Below are 15,071 nucleotides of genomic sequence, written 5' to 3' on the forward strand. Positions count from 1 at the left end.
TCCGGGCCGGCACCGCGGCCGGCCCGTTCGCCGCGATGGCGTTACAGGTTCGGCGACAGCGCGAGCGCGTTCGTCAGGTCGCCCATCGGCTGCGCGCCGTTCGCCTTCAGCGCGTCGTCGCGCTGCTGCAGGCCCGCGAGGCGCGGCAGCGAGAAGCGACGCGTGATGAAGCGCAGGATCGAACCCGTGTCGTACTGCGTATGGTCCACGAAACCCTTCTTCGCGAACGGCGACACGATCAGCGCCGGAATGCGGGTGCCGGGGCCCCAGCGATCGCCGCTCGGCGGCGCGGCGTGATCCCAGAAGCCACCGTTTTCGTCGTACGTGACGACCACGACCATGTTCTTCCACTGCGGGCTGGCCTGCAGGTGCGCGATCACGTCCGCGATGTGCTGATCGCCGGAGGTGACGTCCGTGTACCCCGGGTGCTCGTTCAGGTTGCCCTGCGGCTTGTAGAACGTAACTTGCGGCAGCGTGCCCGCGTCGATCGCCTTGATGAAGTCCGCGCCGTTCGCGCCGCCGTCGAGCAGGTGCTGCGCGCGGCTCGCGGTGCCCGGTGCCTGGTTCGCGTAGTAGTTGAACGGCTGATGGTGCGGCTGGAAGTTCGGCGTGGAGAGGTCGGCGCCGTAGATCACGTTCGACGTGCCGTTCTGGCTCGCCTGCAGCGCCTGGCCCCATGCGCCGCTATACCATGCCCACGACACGTTTGCGTTGGTCATCAGGTCGCCGATGTTGGTCGCCGTCTGCGGCGGCATCGTCGAAGGATTGGCCGGGTCGGCGAGCAGCGGGTCGCCGCCCGTGGCGGCTTTGTTACCGCTCGGCTGGTACGCCGGCTGCATCGTGTTGACAACGTAGAAGTCCGGCGTCAGTGCGCCGTCGTTGACGAACTTCGGCGGGCCGCTCAGCGCCGAGGCCGGCGAGTTCGAGGCGACTGCGAGCGACTTGCCGTCGGCGTTCAGGACTGCGATCTTGCCGGCCGCCGGACTCTTGTCGGCGTTCGCGTAGAACGGCGCGCATGCGCAGATCAGGTACTGGTGGTTCAGGAACGAGCCGCCGAACGCGCCCATGAAGAAGTTGTCGGCCAGCACGTATTGCTGCGCGATCTTCCACAGCGGCAGCTTCGACGGATCCGGCGTGTAGTGGCCCATCGTCAGGCCGCCCGCATCGGTCCATGCGGCATACATGTCGTTCTTGCCGCCGTCGATCTGCATCTGGTCCTGGTAGAAGCGGTGCACGATGTCGCGCGTCGCGATGCTCATCGACTGGTTGAAGCCGTTGGGATCGTCGATCGCGAACGGTGCGTTCGGCAGGTTCGCCGTCATCGCTTCGGTGACCGCAGGCGTGATGCCGGTTGCGGTCAGGCCACCCCAGATCTTCGGCAGGGTCGCCATCGTCGAGCCGTCGCGGTCCTTCTGCACCGAGTTCGCAGTCGTTGCGTTCTGCAGACCGTTCGCGCCCGGGAAGTTGCCGTAGAGGTTGTCGAAGCTGCGGTTTTCCGCGTAGATCACGACGACGTTCTTGACGGCCGACAGGCCTTGCTGCGTGACATCGTCGCCGCCGCAGGCGGTCAGGCTGAGCGCGGCCGCGAGGGCGATCGGCGTGTAGCGAATCCAGGCGTGCTTCTTCATGCGATGTTCTCTCTCTTTCGTCGTTTGTCGCGTGTGGGAACCGGGTTGGCGTCGGGCCGGCGCAGGAACCACGGGGCACCAACCGGCTGCGCGCATTATCTGGAACCCGTTTGACAGCCGGGTGTAGGGGCGCTTTCAATTGACTGTCGGTCGAACGTCATGCACCGGTCACGGAACTGACATAAGCTCCGGCCGATTGCCCACCGCTACAAGAAGAACGACGATGCACAGCCTTCTGAAATCCTTCGCGTTCGCGCGATCGTTGATCCCCGCCGCGGCGACGCTCGCGCTGATGGGCGGGCTCGCGCCGCTCGCCGGCTGCGATGCGCGGCCCGGTGCGAACGCGCAGGCGGTCTCCGTCGTGTCGGCGGCACAAGCCGCCCCGGCGGTCGCGCCGGCCAGCCAGCCGCAGACACGCGCGCAGGTATTCGAGGGCGTGAAGCAGATGACGGCGCTCGGCAAGCAGTTGTTCTTCGATCCGTCGCTGTCCGGCTCCGGCAAGCTCGCATGCGCGTCGTGTCATAGCGCCGAGCATGCGTTCGGCCCGCCGAACGCGCTGTCGGTGCAGCTCGGCGGCGACGACATGCATCGCATGGGCTTTCGCGCGGTGCCGTCGCTGAAGTACGTGCGCGGCATTCCGCCATTCACCGAGCACTTCCACGATTCGCCCGACGAAGGCGACGAAAGCATCGATGCAGGCCCGACCGGTGGATTGACCTGGGACGGTCGCGTCGACACGCGCGATGCGCAGGCGCGTATTCCCCTCACGTCGCCATTCGAGATGAGCAGCTCGCCGGCGCGGGTCGCGAAGGCGGTGCGTGCCGCGCCCTATGCCGACGCGTTCCGCAAGGCATTCGGCGATCGGGTCCTCGGCGACGACCAGGCGACGTTCGGCGCGGTGCTGCGTGCGCTCGACGCATTCCAGCAGCAGCCGGCATTGTTCGATCCGTACACGAGCAAGTACGACGCGTATCTGGCCGGCCACGCGCAACTCACGCCCGCCGAGTTGCACGGGCTGCAGCTGTTCAACGACGAGAAGAAGGGCAACTGCGCGAGCTGTCACGTGAGCCAGCGCACGCTCGAAGGGGGGCCGCCGCAGTTCAGCGATTTCGGCCTGATCGCGATCGCGGTGCCGCGCAACCGCGCGCTGCCGGTCAATCGCGATCCGCGCTTCCACGATCTCGGCGCGTGCGGCCCCGAGCGCACCGACCTGAAGGGCCGCGACGAATTCTGCGGGCTGTTCCGCACACCGTCGCTGCGCAACGTCGCGTTGCGCAAGACGTTCTTCCACAACGGCGTGTACCACTCGCTCGAGGACGTGATGCGCTTCTATGTCGAGCGCGACATCCATCCCGAGAAGTTCTATCCGGTCGTGCACGGCAAGGTGCAGGTGTATGACGACCTGCCGAAGCGCTACTGGCCGAACATCAACCGCGAGCCGCCGTTCGACCGCAAGCGCGGCGACGCCCCCGCGCTGAATGCGGCCGAGATCAAGGACGTGATCGCGTTCCTGAACACGCTGACCGACGGATATCAACCGGCGGCCACGTCGGCCGCGCGCTAGAACACGGGCCGTGCGGCACGCATGCTATGCTCGCTGGCTGACGGGCGTGGCGCGTGCCGGGTCGCCGGCCGTGCGCCACGCCGTTCGATCGAACATCCAAGGAGAACAACACATGTCGATGCGTGCATCCCTTTCCGTCGTCACGCGCGTGCTGGCCGGCGCCGCGTGCGCAGCCGCGATGCTGCCCGCCCACGCGCAAAGCAACCTGGGCTTCCTGAACGACACGCCGCTGACCTACTTCAGCAAGACCGACCGCGCGTCGCTGGCCAAGGCCGTCGTGCAGGTGCGCGACGAAGGCAAGGACGGCGAGACCACGACGTGGCAGAGCAGCGGCCGCGGCACGCAGATCGACGCGAAGCTCACGCCGTCGACGTCCGAGAACGACGGCAAGACCTGCCGCGAAATCGCCACCGACATTACCGCGAAGGGCCAGACGATGACGCTCAAGCCCGTCTACTGCAAGACCGCCGCGGGCAAGTGGCAGCTGCAGAAGCGCTGAGCGCGCGAGCAATGAAGCGCAGCGGTGCGCGGCGCACGGTATCGTGCGGCGTCGTGATTCTCGACGGGGCCGGCCGCGTGTTCCTCGCGCACGCGACGGATACCACGCACTGGGACATCCCGAAGGGGCAGGGCGAGCCCGGCGAGTCACCGGCCGACGCGGCGCTGCGGGAGTTGCGCGAGGAAACCGGCATCGAACTCGCGGCGGCGCGGCTGCTCGATCTCGGCCGCTTCGCATATCGTCACGACAAGGACCTGCACCTGTTCGCGGTGCAGGTCGCGGACGACGAGATCGATCCCGCGCACTGCACGTGCACGTCGATGTTCCCGAGCCGTCGCGACGGCTCGCCGATTCCCGAGATGGACGCGTATCGCTGGACCGCGCCCGGCGACGTCGACGCATATGCGAGCCGCAGCCTCGCGCGGTTGTTTCGCACGACGCTGTCGCTCGCGGATCTGCACCGGCGACTGGCGGGCGCGTGAGCGCTGCCGCGTCGATTCCGACGATCCCGCGCGCGCAATAAAAAACCGGCCCGAAGGCCGGTTTTTTTTATCGTTCCGCGGCGCCGGCCCGGAGCCGCGCGCCGTGCATGGAGCAGGCCGTCAGGCCGGCTTGCCCCAGCTGTCGCGCAGCCCGACGATCCGGTTGAACACGGGCTTGCCCGGTTTCGAATCGACGCGGTCGGCGACGAAATAGCCGTGACGCTCGAACTGGAGGCGCGTTTCCGGCGCAACGTCGCCGGCGCCCGGTTCGACGTAGGCCTGCGTGACCTTCTTCGAATCCGGATTCAGCGCCTCGAGGAAGTTCGCACCGCCCGCGTCCGGATGCGGCTCCTTGAACAGCCGGTCGTAGATCCGGACTTCGGCCGCCTGCGCATGCTTCACGCTGACCCAGTGGATGTTGCCCTTGACCTTGTAGGTGTTCGCGCCTTCGGTGCCCGACTTGCTGTCCGGGAAATAGTTGCAGTGCACGGCCGTCACGTTGCCGTCGGCGTCCTTGTCGAAGCCCGTGCACTCGATCACGTAGCCGTAGCGCAGGCGCACCTTGTTACCCGGGAACAGGCGGAAATAACCCTTCGGCGGGTTCTCGACGAAGTCCTCGCGTTCGATCCAGAGCTCGCGCGAGATCGGGAACGTGCGCACGCCGCGCTCCGGGTGATGCGGATGCACGGGCGCCGTGCACGCTTCTTCCTGGCCTTCCGGATAGTTGTCGATCACGAGCTTCAGCGGATCGAGCACCGCGACCGTACGCGCCGCCTTGTCGTCGAGGTCGTCGCGCAGCGCGCCTTCGAAGATGCTCATGTCGATCCACGAATCGATCTTCGTCACGCCGATCCGCTCGCAGAACAAGTGGATGCTCTCCGGCGTGAAGCCGCGGCGTCGCACGCCGACGATCGTCGGCATCCGCGGGTCGTCCCAGCCGTCGACGTGGCCTTCGGTGACGAGCTGCAGCAGCTTGCGCTTGCTGGTGATCGCGTACGTGAGGTTCAGCCGCGAGAATTCGATTTGCTGCGGCAGCGGGCGCGTGAACACGCCGGCTTCCGCGAGTTCGTTCAGCACCCAGTCGTACAGCGGGCGGTGATCCTCGAACTCGAGCGTGCACAGCGAATGCGTGATGCCTTCGAGCGCATCCGAGATGCAGTGCGTGTAGTCGTACATCGGATACACGCACCACGCGTCGCCGGTGCGGTAGTGGTGCGCATAGCGGATCCGGTAGATCACCGGATCGCGCATGTTCATGTTCGGCGAAGCCATGTCGATCTTCGCGCGCAGCACGTGCTCGCCTTCCTTGAACTCGCCGGCCTTCATGCGGCGGAACAGGTCGAGGTTTTCCTCGGGCGAACGGTCGCGGAACGGCGACGGCTTGCCTCCTTCGGTCAGCGAGCCGCGGTTCGCGCGCATTTCCTCGGCGCTCTGGCTGTCGACGTATGCCTTGCCGCGCTGGATCAGCAACTCGGCGAATTCGTACAGCTTGTCGTAGTAGTCGCTCGCGAAATACTGGTGATCGACCGCATCCTTGCGCCAGTCGAAGCCGAGCCAGCGGACCGCGTCGACGATCGAGTCGACGTACTCGACGCTTTCCTTTTCGGGGTTCGTGTCGTCGAAGCGCAGGTGGCACACGCCGCCGTAGTCGCGCGCGACGCTGAAGTTCAGGCAGATGCTCTTGGCATGGCCGATGTGCAGATAGCCGTTCGGCTCGGGCGGAAAGCGCGTCTCGACGCGGCCGCCCCATTTGCCGGTGCGGTTGTCGTCGTCGATGATGTTGCGGATGAAATTGGAAGCCGCGGGGGCGTCGTTGCGTTCGGTGCTCATGCGGTTGGCGTCAGGTTGTGTCGGCGCGTCGCGCCGGGGTAATCCCGCAATTCTACCTGACCGGGGTCCGTCCCGCGCGGGTTGCGCCACCGGGCGGGCGGTTCGCGGCGCGGAACCGCAATATCTCGATTGTGTGTCGGCTGTAACACGACGTAAATCGGATTGCCCGGCGCATTCGGCTTTTCCTATGATGGCTTTTACCGATTCAATGCCGCCATTCGTATTTTTTGCTGGCGGGAGGACACCAACAATCATGATGAAGAAGACCACTTTTCTCGTTCGTACCGCGGTAATCGTCGCGGCCCTGTCGCAGCTCGGCGCATGCGCGATGACGCATACGCAGCGTAATGCCGGTATCGGCGCGGCCGCGGGCGGCGCGCTGGGCTACCTGATCACGGGCGGCCCGGTCGGCACGGTTGCCGGCGCCGCGGCGGGTGGCCTGGTCGGCGCCGGCGTGCGCTGATCGAAGCCGGCGCGCATGAGCGCCGGCTGGTCGTGACGGTGTTGCCGCAGCGTCACGGCCCGTTTCTGCTTCGCACATCCATTCCGCGATTCGACAGGCAGCATCAGGGAGGAGCGGGTGTGCGACACTTCGTCGACGTTACATAACGACTTCATTCGTCGACGAACCATCCATGAGCGATTCTCTCGTTTTCGTGCTGCCGGGCTACGGCAACTCCGGTCCGCTCCACTGGCAAAGCCGTTGGGAGCGCGCCGACGCGCGTTTCGTGCGCGTCGCGATGCCCGACTGGAACAGTGCGTTCCGCAACGCCTGGTGTCTCGCGCTCGACCGCGCGGTCGAAACCGCACCGGGCCCCGTGACGATCGCCGCGCACAGCCTCGGCACGTTGACCACCGCGTGGTGGGCGACGCGCTACGCGCGGCCGGCCGCGCTCGCGAAGGTGCGCGGTGCGTTGCTCGTCGCGTTGCCCGATCCGGCCGGGCCGGCGTTTCCGGCCGACGCGCACGGCTTCGGGCCGGTGCCGCATGAGCGGCTGCCGTTTCCGACCCGCGTGGTTGCAAGCAGCGACGATCCGTACGGCTCGATCGCGTTCGCGCGCGGCTGCGCGGATGCGTGGGGCAGCGCCTTCCATGACCTCGGCCCGCGCGGCCACATCAACGCGGACAGCGGACTCGGCGACTGGCCCGACGCGCGAGGCTGGCTCGATGCGCTCGCGCGCTAGTGGTTAGCTGCTAACCGTTAACCGCCGGTCCATCGATCCGTCAGCGTCTGCTGGCGCCCGGGCACGCCGCCGCATGCCTCGGAAGACGCCGCGGCGCACCCGTCCGGGTCGGTTCAGATCGCCTGCTTCGCCTTCAGCGCCGCAATGCGCGCCGCGTCGTAGCCGAGCATGTCGCGCAGTACGTCTTCCGTCTGCGCGCCGAGCAGCGGCGGGGCGGTGCGCGCATCGGGCGGCGTCGCGCTCATCCGGATCGGATTGCGCACGAGCTTCACGTCCGCGCCGCACGGGTGCGGCAGCGACACCTGCATCCCGCGCGCGACCACCTGCTCGTTGTCGAACACCTCGTCGAGCTCGTTGATCGGCCCGCACGGCACGCCGGCCGCTTCGAGCGCGCCGATCCAGTCGGCCTTGCCGCGCGTCTTCACCATCTCGGCGAGGATCGGCACCAGCGTATCGCGATGGCGCACGCGCGACGGGTTGGTCGCGAACCGTTCGTCGTCGGCCAGCTCGGGCCGGCCGCCGGCCTCGACGAACTTGCGGAACTGCCCGTCGTTGCCGACCGCGACGATGATCCAGCCGTCGCTCGTCTGGAACGTCTGGTACGGCACGATGTTCGGGTGCGCGTTGCCCCAGCGCACCGGCGGCTTGCCGCTCGCGAGGAAGTTGGTGTTCATGTTCGCGAGCAGCGCGACCTGCACGTCGAGCAGCGCCATGTCGATGTACTGGCCTTCGCCCGTCCGGTCGCGGTGCGCAAGCGCGGCGAGTACCGCGATCGTCGAGTAGAGGCCCGTCGCGAGATCGGCGATCGCGACGCCGGCCTTCTGCGGGCCGCCGCCCGGCTCGCTGTCGCGCTCGCCGGTGATGCTCATGAATCCGCCGATTCCCTGGACGATGAAGTCGTAGCCCGCGCGGTGCGCGTACGGGCCCGTCTGGCCAAAGCCCGTGACCGAGCAGTAGACGAGATCGGGTTTCACCGCGCGCAGCGATTCGTAATCGAGCCCGTACTTCTTCAACTGCCCGACCTTGTAGTTCTCGAGCACGACGTCGCTCTGCGCGGCGAGCTCGCGCACGATCTGCTGGCCTTCCGGCGTCGCGATGTCGACCGTCACCGAGCGCTTGTTGCGGTTCGCCGCCAGATAGTACGCGGCCTCCGCCGTATCGTCGCCGTTCGCGTCCTTCAGGTACGGCGGCCCCCAGTGGCGCGTGTCGTCGCCGGCGCCGGGGCGCTCGACCTTGATTACGTCCGCGCCGAAGTCGGCGAGCGTCTGCGCGCACCACGGGCCCGCGAGCACGCGGGTCAGGTCAAGCACGCGGATATGGCTCAAGGCACCCATCGTCGAATCGTCTCCTTTCATGGCTCGCCTGGCCGGGGCAAGGCGGATTGGCATGCCGAGCATCTTAAGGCGAATCGGCCGCACGGGTGGCCCAGGCCGGTCGTCCGCCGCGCCGGGCCGCTGCCGTCTGGGGCGCCGGTCTGTATCGTATAATCGTTCGATTACGATATTTGCCCGCCGTGCGTCCGCGAGGACGGCCGGCGTTTGAAGCCGTCTCAGCCAGACATTCCCCGCACGCCATGAAAGCTGCCGAAATCCGCGAGAAATTCCTCAAATTCTTCGAATCGAAGGGCCACACGATCGTCCGCTCGTCGAGCCTCGTGCCCGGTAACGACCCCACGCTGATGTTCACGAACTCGGGCATGGTCCAGTTCAAGGACGTGTTCCTCGGCACGGACCCGCGTCCGTACTCGCGCGCCACCACGGCGCAGCGCAGCGTGCGCGCGGGCGGCAAGCACAACGACCTCGAGAACGTCGGCTACACGGCGCGCCACCACACGTTCTTCGAGATGCTCGGCAATTTCTCGTTCGGCGACTACTTCAAGCATGACGCGATCAAGTTCGCGTGGGAACTGCTGACCACGGTCTACCAGCTGCCGAAGGAAAAGCTGTGGGTCACCGTCTACCAGGAAGACGACGAAGCCTACGACATCTGGGCGAAGGAAGTCGGCGTGCCGACCGAGCGGATCATCCGCATCGGCGACAACAAGGGCGCGCGCTACGCGTCGGACAACTTCTGGACGATGGGCGACACGGGCCCGTGCGGCCCGTGCACGGAAATCTTCTACGACCACGGCCCGGACGTCTGGGGTGGTCCGCCGGGATCGCCCGAAGAAGACGGCGACCGCTACATCGAGATCTGGAACCTCGTGTTCATGCAGTTCAACCGCGACGCGCAGGGCAACATGACGCGCCTGCCGAAGCAGTCGGTCGACACCGGCATGGGCCTCGAGCGTCTCGCCGCGGTGTTGCAGCACGTGCATAGCAACTACGAGATCGACCTGTTCCAGAACCTGATCAAGGCCGCCGCGCGCGTGACCGAGATCAGCGACCTGAACAACAACTCGCTGAAGGTGATCGCCGATCACATCCGCGCGTGCTCGTTCCTGATCGTCGACGGCGTGATCCCCGGCAACGAAGGCCGCGGCTACGTGCTGCGCCGCATCGTGCGCCGCGCGATCCGCCACGGCTACAAGCTCGGCCGCAAGGGCTCGTTCTTCCACAAGCTGGTGGCCGACCTCGTCGCCGAGATGGGCGCCGCGTATCCGGAACTGAAGGAAGCCGAACAGCGCGTGACGGACGTGCTGCGTCAGGAAGAAGAGCGCTTCTTCGAGACGATCGAACACGGGATGTCGATCCTCGAGGCCGCGCTGGCGGATGTCGAGGCGAAGGGCGGCAAGGTGCTCGACGGCGAACTCGCGTTCAAGCTGCACGACACCTACGGCTTCCCGCTCGACCTCACGGCCGACGTGTGCCGCGAGCGCGGGATGACGGTCGACGAGCCGGCGTTCGACGACGCGATGGCGCGCCAGCGCGAGCAGGCGCGCGCGGCCGGCAAGTTCAAGGCCACGCAGGGCCTCGAATACTCGGGCGCGAAGACCACCTTCCACGGCTATGAGGAAATCGCGTTCGACGACGCGAAGGTCGTCGCGCTGTACGTCGACGGTTCTGCCGTCAACGAAGTGAAGCACGGCCAGGATGCGGTCGTCGTGCTCGACCACACGCCGTTCTACGCGGAATCGGGCGGCCAGGTCGGCGACCAGGGCGTGCTCGCGAATGCGTCGACGCGCTTCGCGGTGGCCGACACGCTGAAGGTGCAGGCCGACGTGATCGGCCACCACGGCACGCTCGAACAGGGCACGCTGAAGATCGGCGACGTGCTGCGCGCGGAAATCGACGCGCACCGCCGCGCGCGCACCCAGCGCAACCACTCGGCCACCCACCTGATGCACAAGGCGCTGCGTGAAGTGCTCGGCGCGCACGTGCAGCAGAAGGGTTCGCTCGTCGACGCGGAGAAAACCCGCTTCGACTTCGCGCACAACGCGCCGATGACCGACGACGAAATCCGTCGCGTCGAGCAGATCGTCAACAACGAAATCCTCGCGAACGCGCCGGGCATCGTGCGCGTGATGCCGTACGACGAAGCGGTGAAGGGCGGCGCGATGGCGCTGTTCGGCGAGAAGTACGGCGACGAAGTGCGCGTGCTCGACCTCGGCTTCTCGCGCGAACTGTGCGGCGGCACGCACGTGCACCGTACCGGCGATATCGGCTTCTTCAAGATCGTCGTCGAAGGCGGCGTCGCGGCCGGCATCCGCCGCGTCGAGGCGATCACCGGTGACAACGCGGTGCGCTATGTGCAGGAACTCGACGCCCGCGTGAACCAGGCGGCGGCGGCGCTGAAGGCACAGCCGTCGGAGCTCACGCAGCGCATCGCGCAGGTGCAGGACCAGGTGAAGTCGCTCGAGAAGGAACTGGGCGCGCTGAAGTCGAAGCTCGCATCGAGCCAGGGTGATGAACTCGCGCAGCAGGCCGTCGAAATTGGCGGTGTGTACGTGCTCGCGGCGACGCTCGACGGTGCCGACGCGAAGACGCTGCGCGAAACGGTCGACAAGCTGAAGGACAAGCTGAAGAGCGCGGCGATCGTGCTCGCGGCCGTCGAAGGCGGCAAGGTCAGCCTGATCGCGGGCGTCACGCCGGACGCGAGCAAGAAGGTCAAGGCCGGCGAGCTCGTGAACTTCGTCGCGCAGCAGGTGGGCGGCAAGGGCGGTGGCCGTCCGGACATGGCGCAGGCAGGCGGCACGGAACCGGCGAACCTGCCGGGCGCGCTGGCAGGCGTCAAGGGCTGGGTTGAAGAGCGTCTTTGATCGGCATGGCTGATGCGATGCGGTCTTGCTGACCTCGTCGCAGCGCACGAGAAAACGACCCGATCGGCAGTGGCCGGTCGGGTCGTTTTATTTTTGCCGGTGCGCAGGATGAGCGCATGCCGGCGCGTCGGCGCGGCGGAATCAGGCCGGTAATGCCGTTGCCGGCAACGAGGGCGAATCTCCCGACTGCCGCGCGGCATCGCCGAGCGCATCGCGCAACGCGGCGAGTGCCGCCGACGCGTAACCGTGCCGCCACGCGAGCAGCGTGTCGATTGCTTCGAGTTCCGCGATCCTGTGGGCGGCGACGTTGCCGGTCTCGGGCTGAAGCTCGAGCACCGAGCGCGGCGCGACCGCGACGCCCGCACCGGCCGCGACGCACGCGACGATCGCGTGATACGAACCCAGTTCGAGCACGCGCGCGGGTTTCATCCCGTGCGCCGCATACCATCGCTCGACATACTTCCGGTACGTGCAGCCGCGCTCGAACGCGATCAGCGTCGGCAGGATCACGTCGCGCGGCGTGCGCACCGGCGGATGGCCGCGCGGCGTCAGCAGCACCAGGTCCTCGCGGAAGATGGGCACCGTCTCGAACGTGTCGGGCAGCGTGTCCGGCTCGGGCGGCCGCGCGAACAGCGCCGCGTCGACCTCGAAGTCGCGCACCTTGTCGATCAGCCAGCCGGTCGTGCCGGTCACGAGCTCCAGCGACACGTCGGGCCACGCATGGTGATAGCGCGCGAGCACGGTCGGCAGCCGGCTCGCGGCCGTGCTTTCCATCGTGCCGAGCCGCAGCCGCCCGCGCGGCGTGTCCTCGCGCACGGCGTCGCGCGCCTCGTCGGCAAGCTCGAGCAGCCGCTCCGCGTACGGCAGCAGCGTATGCCCGGCCGGCGTCAGCACGAGCCGGCGGCCGTCGCGCACGAACAGCGCCGCGCCGAGTTCCTCCTCGAGCTGCTTGATGCGCGTCGTCACGTTCGACTGCACGCGATTGAGCTTCGCCGCCGCGCGCGTGATGCCGTTCTCGCGCACGACGGCCCGGAAAATCGCCAGCGCCGCCAGGTCCATGATTCTCTCCGTGAGATTGCTGGATTCTCAATTATTCGTTTTTAGAGAACGTTCGGTCAAGCTACGATACAAGCAATCCGATTCTCGTTCCGGCCGTTGCGCAACCCGCGCGGCCCATGCCGCCATGTCCCGTTCCGATGCTCCGAGCGCCGCCGGCGTACCCCTTTCCGATGACGCCGACCGTCGCGCCCGCGCGGTCGCGCTTGCCTGCATGATCGGGCTTGCCGTCGCGCTCGGCATCGGCCGCTTCGCGTTCACGCCGCTGCTGCCGCTGATGCTCGCCGACGGTTCGATCGGCCTGAAAGCCGGCAGCTGGCTCGCGTCGGCGAACTACGCGGGCTATTTCGTCGGCGCGGTCAGTTGCGCGGCGATGCGCGTCGCGCCCGCGCGAATGGTGCGCTTCGGGCTTGCCGCCACCGTGCTGCTGACCGCCGCGATGGGCATCGGCCATGTGCTGCCGGTGTGGCTCGTGGTGCGCTTCGTCGCGGGCGTCGTCAGCGCATGGACGTTCGTGTTCGTGTCGCAATGGGGGCTGCGGCGGCTCGCGGAACTGCACGCGCCCGAATGGAGCGGGGTGATCTACGCGGGGCCCGGCGTCGGCATCGTGCTGACGGGCCTGATCGGCAGCGCACTGGCCGGCCATCGCGCGGCGCCCGGCTGGCTCGGCTTCGCGGCGTTGTCGGCGGTGTTGTCGATCGCGATCTGGCGCACGTTCGGCAGCGCGCCGGTGCCGGCGGCGGCAGGCGCCACGTCGGCCGCGCCCGTCCTGCATGCGGCGACGGACGCGGCACCGCACGACGCGCGGCGCCATCGGGCCGACGCCGCATGGCTCGTCGTCCTGTACGGGATGCCGGGTTTCGGCTACATCATCACCGCGACGTTCCTGCCAGTGATCGCGCGCGCCGCGCTGCCGGCCGGCTCGCCGTGGCCGGACCTGTTCTGGCCGATGTTCGGCGCGGCGCTGATCGTCGGCGCGATCGCGGCCGCGCGGCTGCCCGGCCATTGGGACAACCGGCTGCTGCTCGCCGCCGGCTGCGCGACGCAGGCGCTCGGGATCACGGCGGGGATCGTGTGGCCGAACGCGGTGGGCTTCTCCATCGGGAGCGCGCTGCTCGGCCTGCCGTTCACCGCCATCACGCTGTTCGCGATGCGCGAGGCGCGGCGGCTGCACGGCGAACGCGCGGCCGGGCTGATGGGCTATGCGACCGCGTCCTACGGGGTCGGGCAGATTCTCGGCCCGCTCGTCGCGGCGCCGCTGACCGCGCGTTTCGGGTCGTTCTCGCCGGCGCTGTGGGTCGCGGCGGGTGCCTTGCTCGTCGGTGCCGCCGGCTTCGCGGCGACGGCCGCACGCGGGCGTGCGCAACCGGGCATGCAACCCTGACGTCATCGGGGCCGGATCGTCAGCGACGCGGGCAAACTCGCTAGAATGAAGCCTTTCCTGCGCCGAGCGGGCGTGCGAGGCGGCTTGCCGGCCGCCGTCGGTGCCTGCCAGATCCCCATCGATGACCATCGCCGACTACCGTTTTTGCCCGCGCTGCGCGCGTCCGCTGACCGAGCGCGCCGATCCCGAACACGAGGGCGGGCGCGTCCGCCAGGCCTGCCCGGATGACGAGTGTGGCTACGTGCACTGGAACAACCCGCTGCCGGTGGTGGCCGCGATCGTCGAGCTCGACGGCAAGATCCTGCTCGCGCGCAATGCGGCCTGGCCGGAGGGGATGTTCGCGCTGATCACCGGTTTCCTCGAGAACGGCGAGACGCCCGAGGACGGCATCGCGCGCGAGGTGTTCGAGGAAACCGCGCTGAAGGCCGAGCAGGTCACGCTGGTCGGCGTCTATGAATTCATGCGCAAGAACGAGCTGATCATCGCGTACCACGTGCGCGCGTCGGGCACCGTCGCGCTGTCGCCGGAGCTGCTCGAATACCGGCTCGTCGAGCCGCCGTTGCTGCGCCCGTGGCGCGCCGGCACCGGCTACGCGCTGGCCGACTGGATGCGCGCGCGCGGCCTCGATTTCGAATTCGTCGATCGAGCGGGGCAGTGACGGGCCGCGCCGCTCCCGGAATGTCATCCGCCGCGCCGCGCGCGATCGCGACGCGGCATCCCGCCGTTGGCCGGCGCGCCGTCGCGAACGGCCACCGCGCGCCGTCCGCTGCGCCTTCTTCATCCTGACCGCCATCGCCATGTCCGACAAGCCGCAGCCGCGTTCCCGCGACACCTATCGCCACTTCCTGCCGATCACGACCCGCTGGATGGACAACGACGTCTACGGGCACGTGAACAACGTCGTCTACTACAGCTACTTCGACACCGTCGTGAACGAATACCTGATCCGCGCGGGTGTGCTCGACGTCGAGCACGGGCAGACGATCGGGCTCGTGGTCGAGACGCAGTGCAACTACTTCGCGCCGCTCGTGTTTCCGCAGTCGGTCGATGCGGGGCTGCGCGTCGCGAAGCTCGGCACGTCGAGTGTGCGCTACGAGATCGGATTGTTCGCGGCTGGGGAAGCCGCGCCGGCCGCGCAAGGGCATTTCGTGCACGTGTACGTCGATCGCGGCACACGCCGCCCGGTGCCGCTGCCCGACGCGCTGCGCGCGGCGCTCGAACCGCTCGCCGGCTGACGGGCGCGCGG

General features: G+C 67.9%; 13 protein-coding genes. 9 read left to right on the top strand and 4 right to left on the bottom strand.

What is annotated here, in order from left to right; all coding sequences use genetic code 11:
* Positions 1–41 precede the first annotated feature (41 nt).
* Positions 42–1,628, bottom strand: a complete 1,587-nt coding sequence (locus tag LGM71_RS03970; RefSeq protein ID WP_226114061.1) for an acid phosphatase — start codon at positions 1,626–1,628, stop codon at positions 42–44.
* A 223-nt stretch (positions 1,629–1,851) separates the two neighbouring features.
* Here LGM71_RS03970 and LGM71_RS03975 point away from each other — a divergent pair, with 223 nt between their 5' ends.
* From LGM71_RS03975 to LGM71_RS03985, 3 genes are all read left to right on the top strand, one after another.
* Positions 1,852–3,192 (top strand): cytochrome-c peroxidase, encoded by a 1,341-nt coding sequence (locus LGM71_RS03975; protein WP_226114062.1) that lies wholly within the window; start codon positions 1,852–1,854, stop codon positions 3,190–3,192.
* A 112-nt stretch (positions 3,193–3,304) separates the two neighbouring features.
* Positions 3,305–3,691 (top strand): hypothetical protein, encoded by a 387-nt coding sequence (locus LGM71_RS03980; RefSeq protein WP_059606483.1) that lies wholly within the window; start codon positions 3,305–3,307, stop codon positions 3,689–3,691.
* 11 nt (positions 3,692–3,702) lie between these two features.
* Positions 3,703–4,173, top strand: a complete 471-nt coding sequence (locus LGM71_RS03985) for an NUDIX hydrolase (RefSeq protein ID WP_059681706.1) — start codon at positions 3,703–3,705, stop codon at positions 4,171–4,173.
* 120 nt (positions 4,174–4,293) lie between these two features.
* Here the strand turns inward: LGM71_RS03985 and LGM71_RS03990 are convergent, their stop codons facing one another.
* On the bottom strand, positions 4,294–6,003 hold the full coding sequence (locus tag LGM71_RS03990; protein ID WP_059606487.1) for a glutamine--tRNA ligase/YqeY domain fusion protein: 1,710 nt from the start codon (positions 6,001–6,003) through the stop codon (positions 4,294–4,296).
* 253 nt (positions 6,004–6,256) lie between these two features.
* Here LGM71_RS03990 and LGM71_RS03995 point away from each other — a divergent pair, with 253 nt between their 5' ends.
* Together LGM71_RS03995 and LGM71_RS04000 are read left to right on the top strand one after the other, a co-directional pair.
* Complete coding sequence (locus LGM71_RS03995) at positions 6,257–6,466, top strand: ornithine acetyltransferase (RefSeq protein WP_006497729.1); 210 nt, start codon at positions 6,257–6,259, stop codon at positions 6,464–6,466.
* Positions 6,467–6,638: 172 nt separating this feature from the next.
* Positions 6,639–7,187, top strand: a complete 549-nt coding sequence (locus tag LGM71_RS04000) for an RBBP9/YdeN family alpha/beta hydrolase (protein ID WP_226114063.1) — start codon at positions 6,639–6,641, stop codon at positions 7,185–7,187.
* A 113-nt stretch (positions 7,188–7,300) separates the two neighbouring features.
* Here LGM71_RS04000 and LGM71_RS04005 read toward each other — a convergent pair whose 3' ends face one another.
* Positions 7,301–8,521, bottom strand: a complete 1,221-nt coding sequence (locus tag LGM71_RS04005) for a CaiB/BaiF CoA transferase family protein (protein ID WP_059606492.1) — start codon at positions 8,519–8,521, stop codon at positions 7,301–7,303.
* A 239-nt stretch (positions 8,522–8,760) separates the two neighbouring features.
* On the opposite strand from LGM71_RS04005, the gene alaS reads away from it, so the two are divergent.
* A complete protein-coding gene (alaS, locus tag LGM71_RS04010) occupies positions 8,761–11,385 on the top strand; it encodes an alanine--tRNA ligase (RefSeq protein WP_226114064.1) in 2,625 nt (874 codons plus the stop codon).
* 141 nt (positions 11,386–11,526) lie between these two features.
* Here alaS and LGM71_RS04015 read toward each other — a convergent pair whose 3' ends face one another.
* Complete coding sequence (locus LGM71_RS04015) at positions 11,527–12,444, bottom strand: LysR family transcriptional regulator (RefSeq protein WP_124903686.1); 918 nt, start codon at positions 12,442–12,444, stop codon at positions 11,527–11,529.
* 124 nt (positions 12,445–12,568) lie between these two features.
* Here LGM71_RS04015 and LGM71_RS04020 point away from each other — a divergent pair, with 124 nt between their 5' ends.
* The 3 genes from LGM71_RS04020 (at position 12,569) to LGM71_RS04030 (ending at position 15,060) form a co-directional block, all read left to right on the top strand.
* Entirely contained in the window at positions 12,569–13,825 is a 1,257-nt protein-coding gene (locus LGM71_RS04020) for a YbfB/YjiJ family MFS transporter (RefSeq protein WP_226114065.1), read from the top strand.
* A 121-nt stretch (positions 13,826–13,946) separates the two neighbouring features.
* Positions 13,947–14,483 (top strand): NUDIX domain-containing protein, encoded by a 537-nt coding sequence (locus tag LGM71_RS04025; protein WP_059606500.1) that lies wholly within the window; start codon positions 13,947–13,949, stop codon positions 14,481–14,483.
* 139 nt (positions 14,484–14,622) lie between these two features.
* Positions 14,623–15,060, top strand: a complete 438-nt coding sequence (locus LGM71_RS04030; protein ID WP_226114066.1) for an acyl-CoA thioesterase — start codon at positions 14,623–14,625, stop codon at positions 15,058–15,060.
* Positions 15,061–15,071: the final 11 nt, after the last annotated feature.

The organism is Burkholderia sp. AU33545 (assembly GCF_020419685.1).
Taxonomy (GTDB): domain Bacteria; phylum Pseudomonadota; class Gammaproteobacteria; order Burkholderiales; family Burkholderiaceae; genus Burkholderia; species Burkholderia diffusa.

Excerpts from the sequence above, each read along its gene's own strand:
- LGM71_RS03990 (WP_059606487.1), bottom strand. The coding sequence starts at position 6,003 with ATGAGCACCGAACGCAACGACGCCCCCGCGGCTTCCAATTTCATCCGC.
- LGM71_RS04015 (WP_124903686.1), bottom strand. The coding sequence starts at position 12,444 with ATGGACCTGGCGGCGCTGGCGATTTTCCGGGCCGTCGTGCGCGAGAAC.
- LGM71_RS04020 (WP_226114065.1), top strand. The coding sequence starts at position 12,569 with ATGTCCCGTTCCGATGCTCCGAGCGCCGCCGGCGTACCCCTTTCCGAT.
- LGM71_RS03980 (WP_059606483.1), top strand. The coding sequence starts at position 3,305 with ATGTCGATGCGTGCATCCCTTTCCGTCGTCACGCGCGTGCTGGCCGGC.
- LGM71_RS04025 (WP_059606500.1), top strand. The coding sequence starts at position 13,947 with ATGACCATCGCCGACTACCGTTTTTGCCCGCGCTGCGCGCGTCCGCTG.
- LGM71_RS03985 (WP_059681706.1), top strand. The coding sequence starts at position 3,703 with ATGAAGCGCAGCGGTGCGCGGCGCACGGTATCGTGCGGCGTCGTGATT.
- LGM71_RS04000 (WP_226114063.1), top strand. The coding sequence starts at position 6,639 with ATGAGCGATTCTCTCGTTTTCGTGCTGCCGGGCTACGGCAACTCCGGT.
- alaS (WP_226114064.1), top strand. The coding sequence starts at position 8,761 with ATGAAAGCTGCCGAAATCCGCGAGAAATTCCTCAAATTCTTCGAATCG.
- LGM71_RS04005 (WP_059606492.1), bottom strand. The coding sequence starts at position 8,521 with ATGGGTGCCTTGAGCCATATCCGCGTGCTTGACCTGACCCGCGTGCTC.
- LGM71_RS03995 (WP_006497729.1), top strand. The coding sequence starts at position 6,257 with ATGATGAAGAAGACCACTTTTCTCGTTCGTACCGCGGTAATCGTCGCG.
- LGM71_RS03975 (WP_226114062.1), top strand. The coding sequence starts at position 1,852 with ATGCACAGCCTTCTGAAATCCTTCGCGTTCGCGCGATCGTTGATCCCC.
- LGM71_RS04030 (WP_226114066.1), top strand. The coding sequence starts at position 14,623 with ATGTCCGACAAGCCGCAGCCGCGTTCCCGCGACACCTATCGCCACTTC.
- LGM71_RS03970 (WP_226114061.1), bottom strand. The coding sequence starts at position 1,628 with ATGAAGAAGCACGCCTGGATTCGCTACACGCCGATCGCCCTCGCGGCC.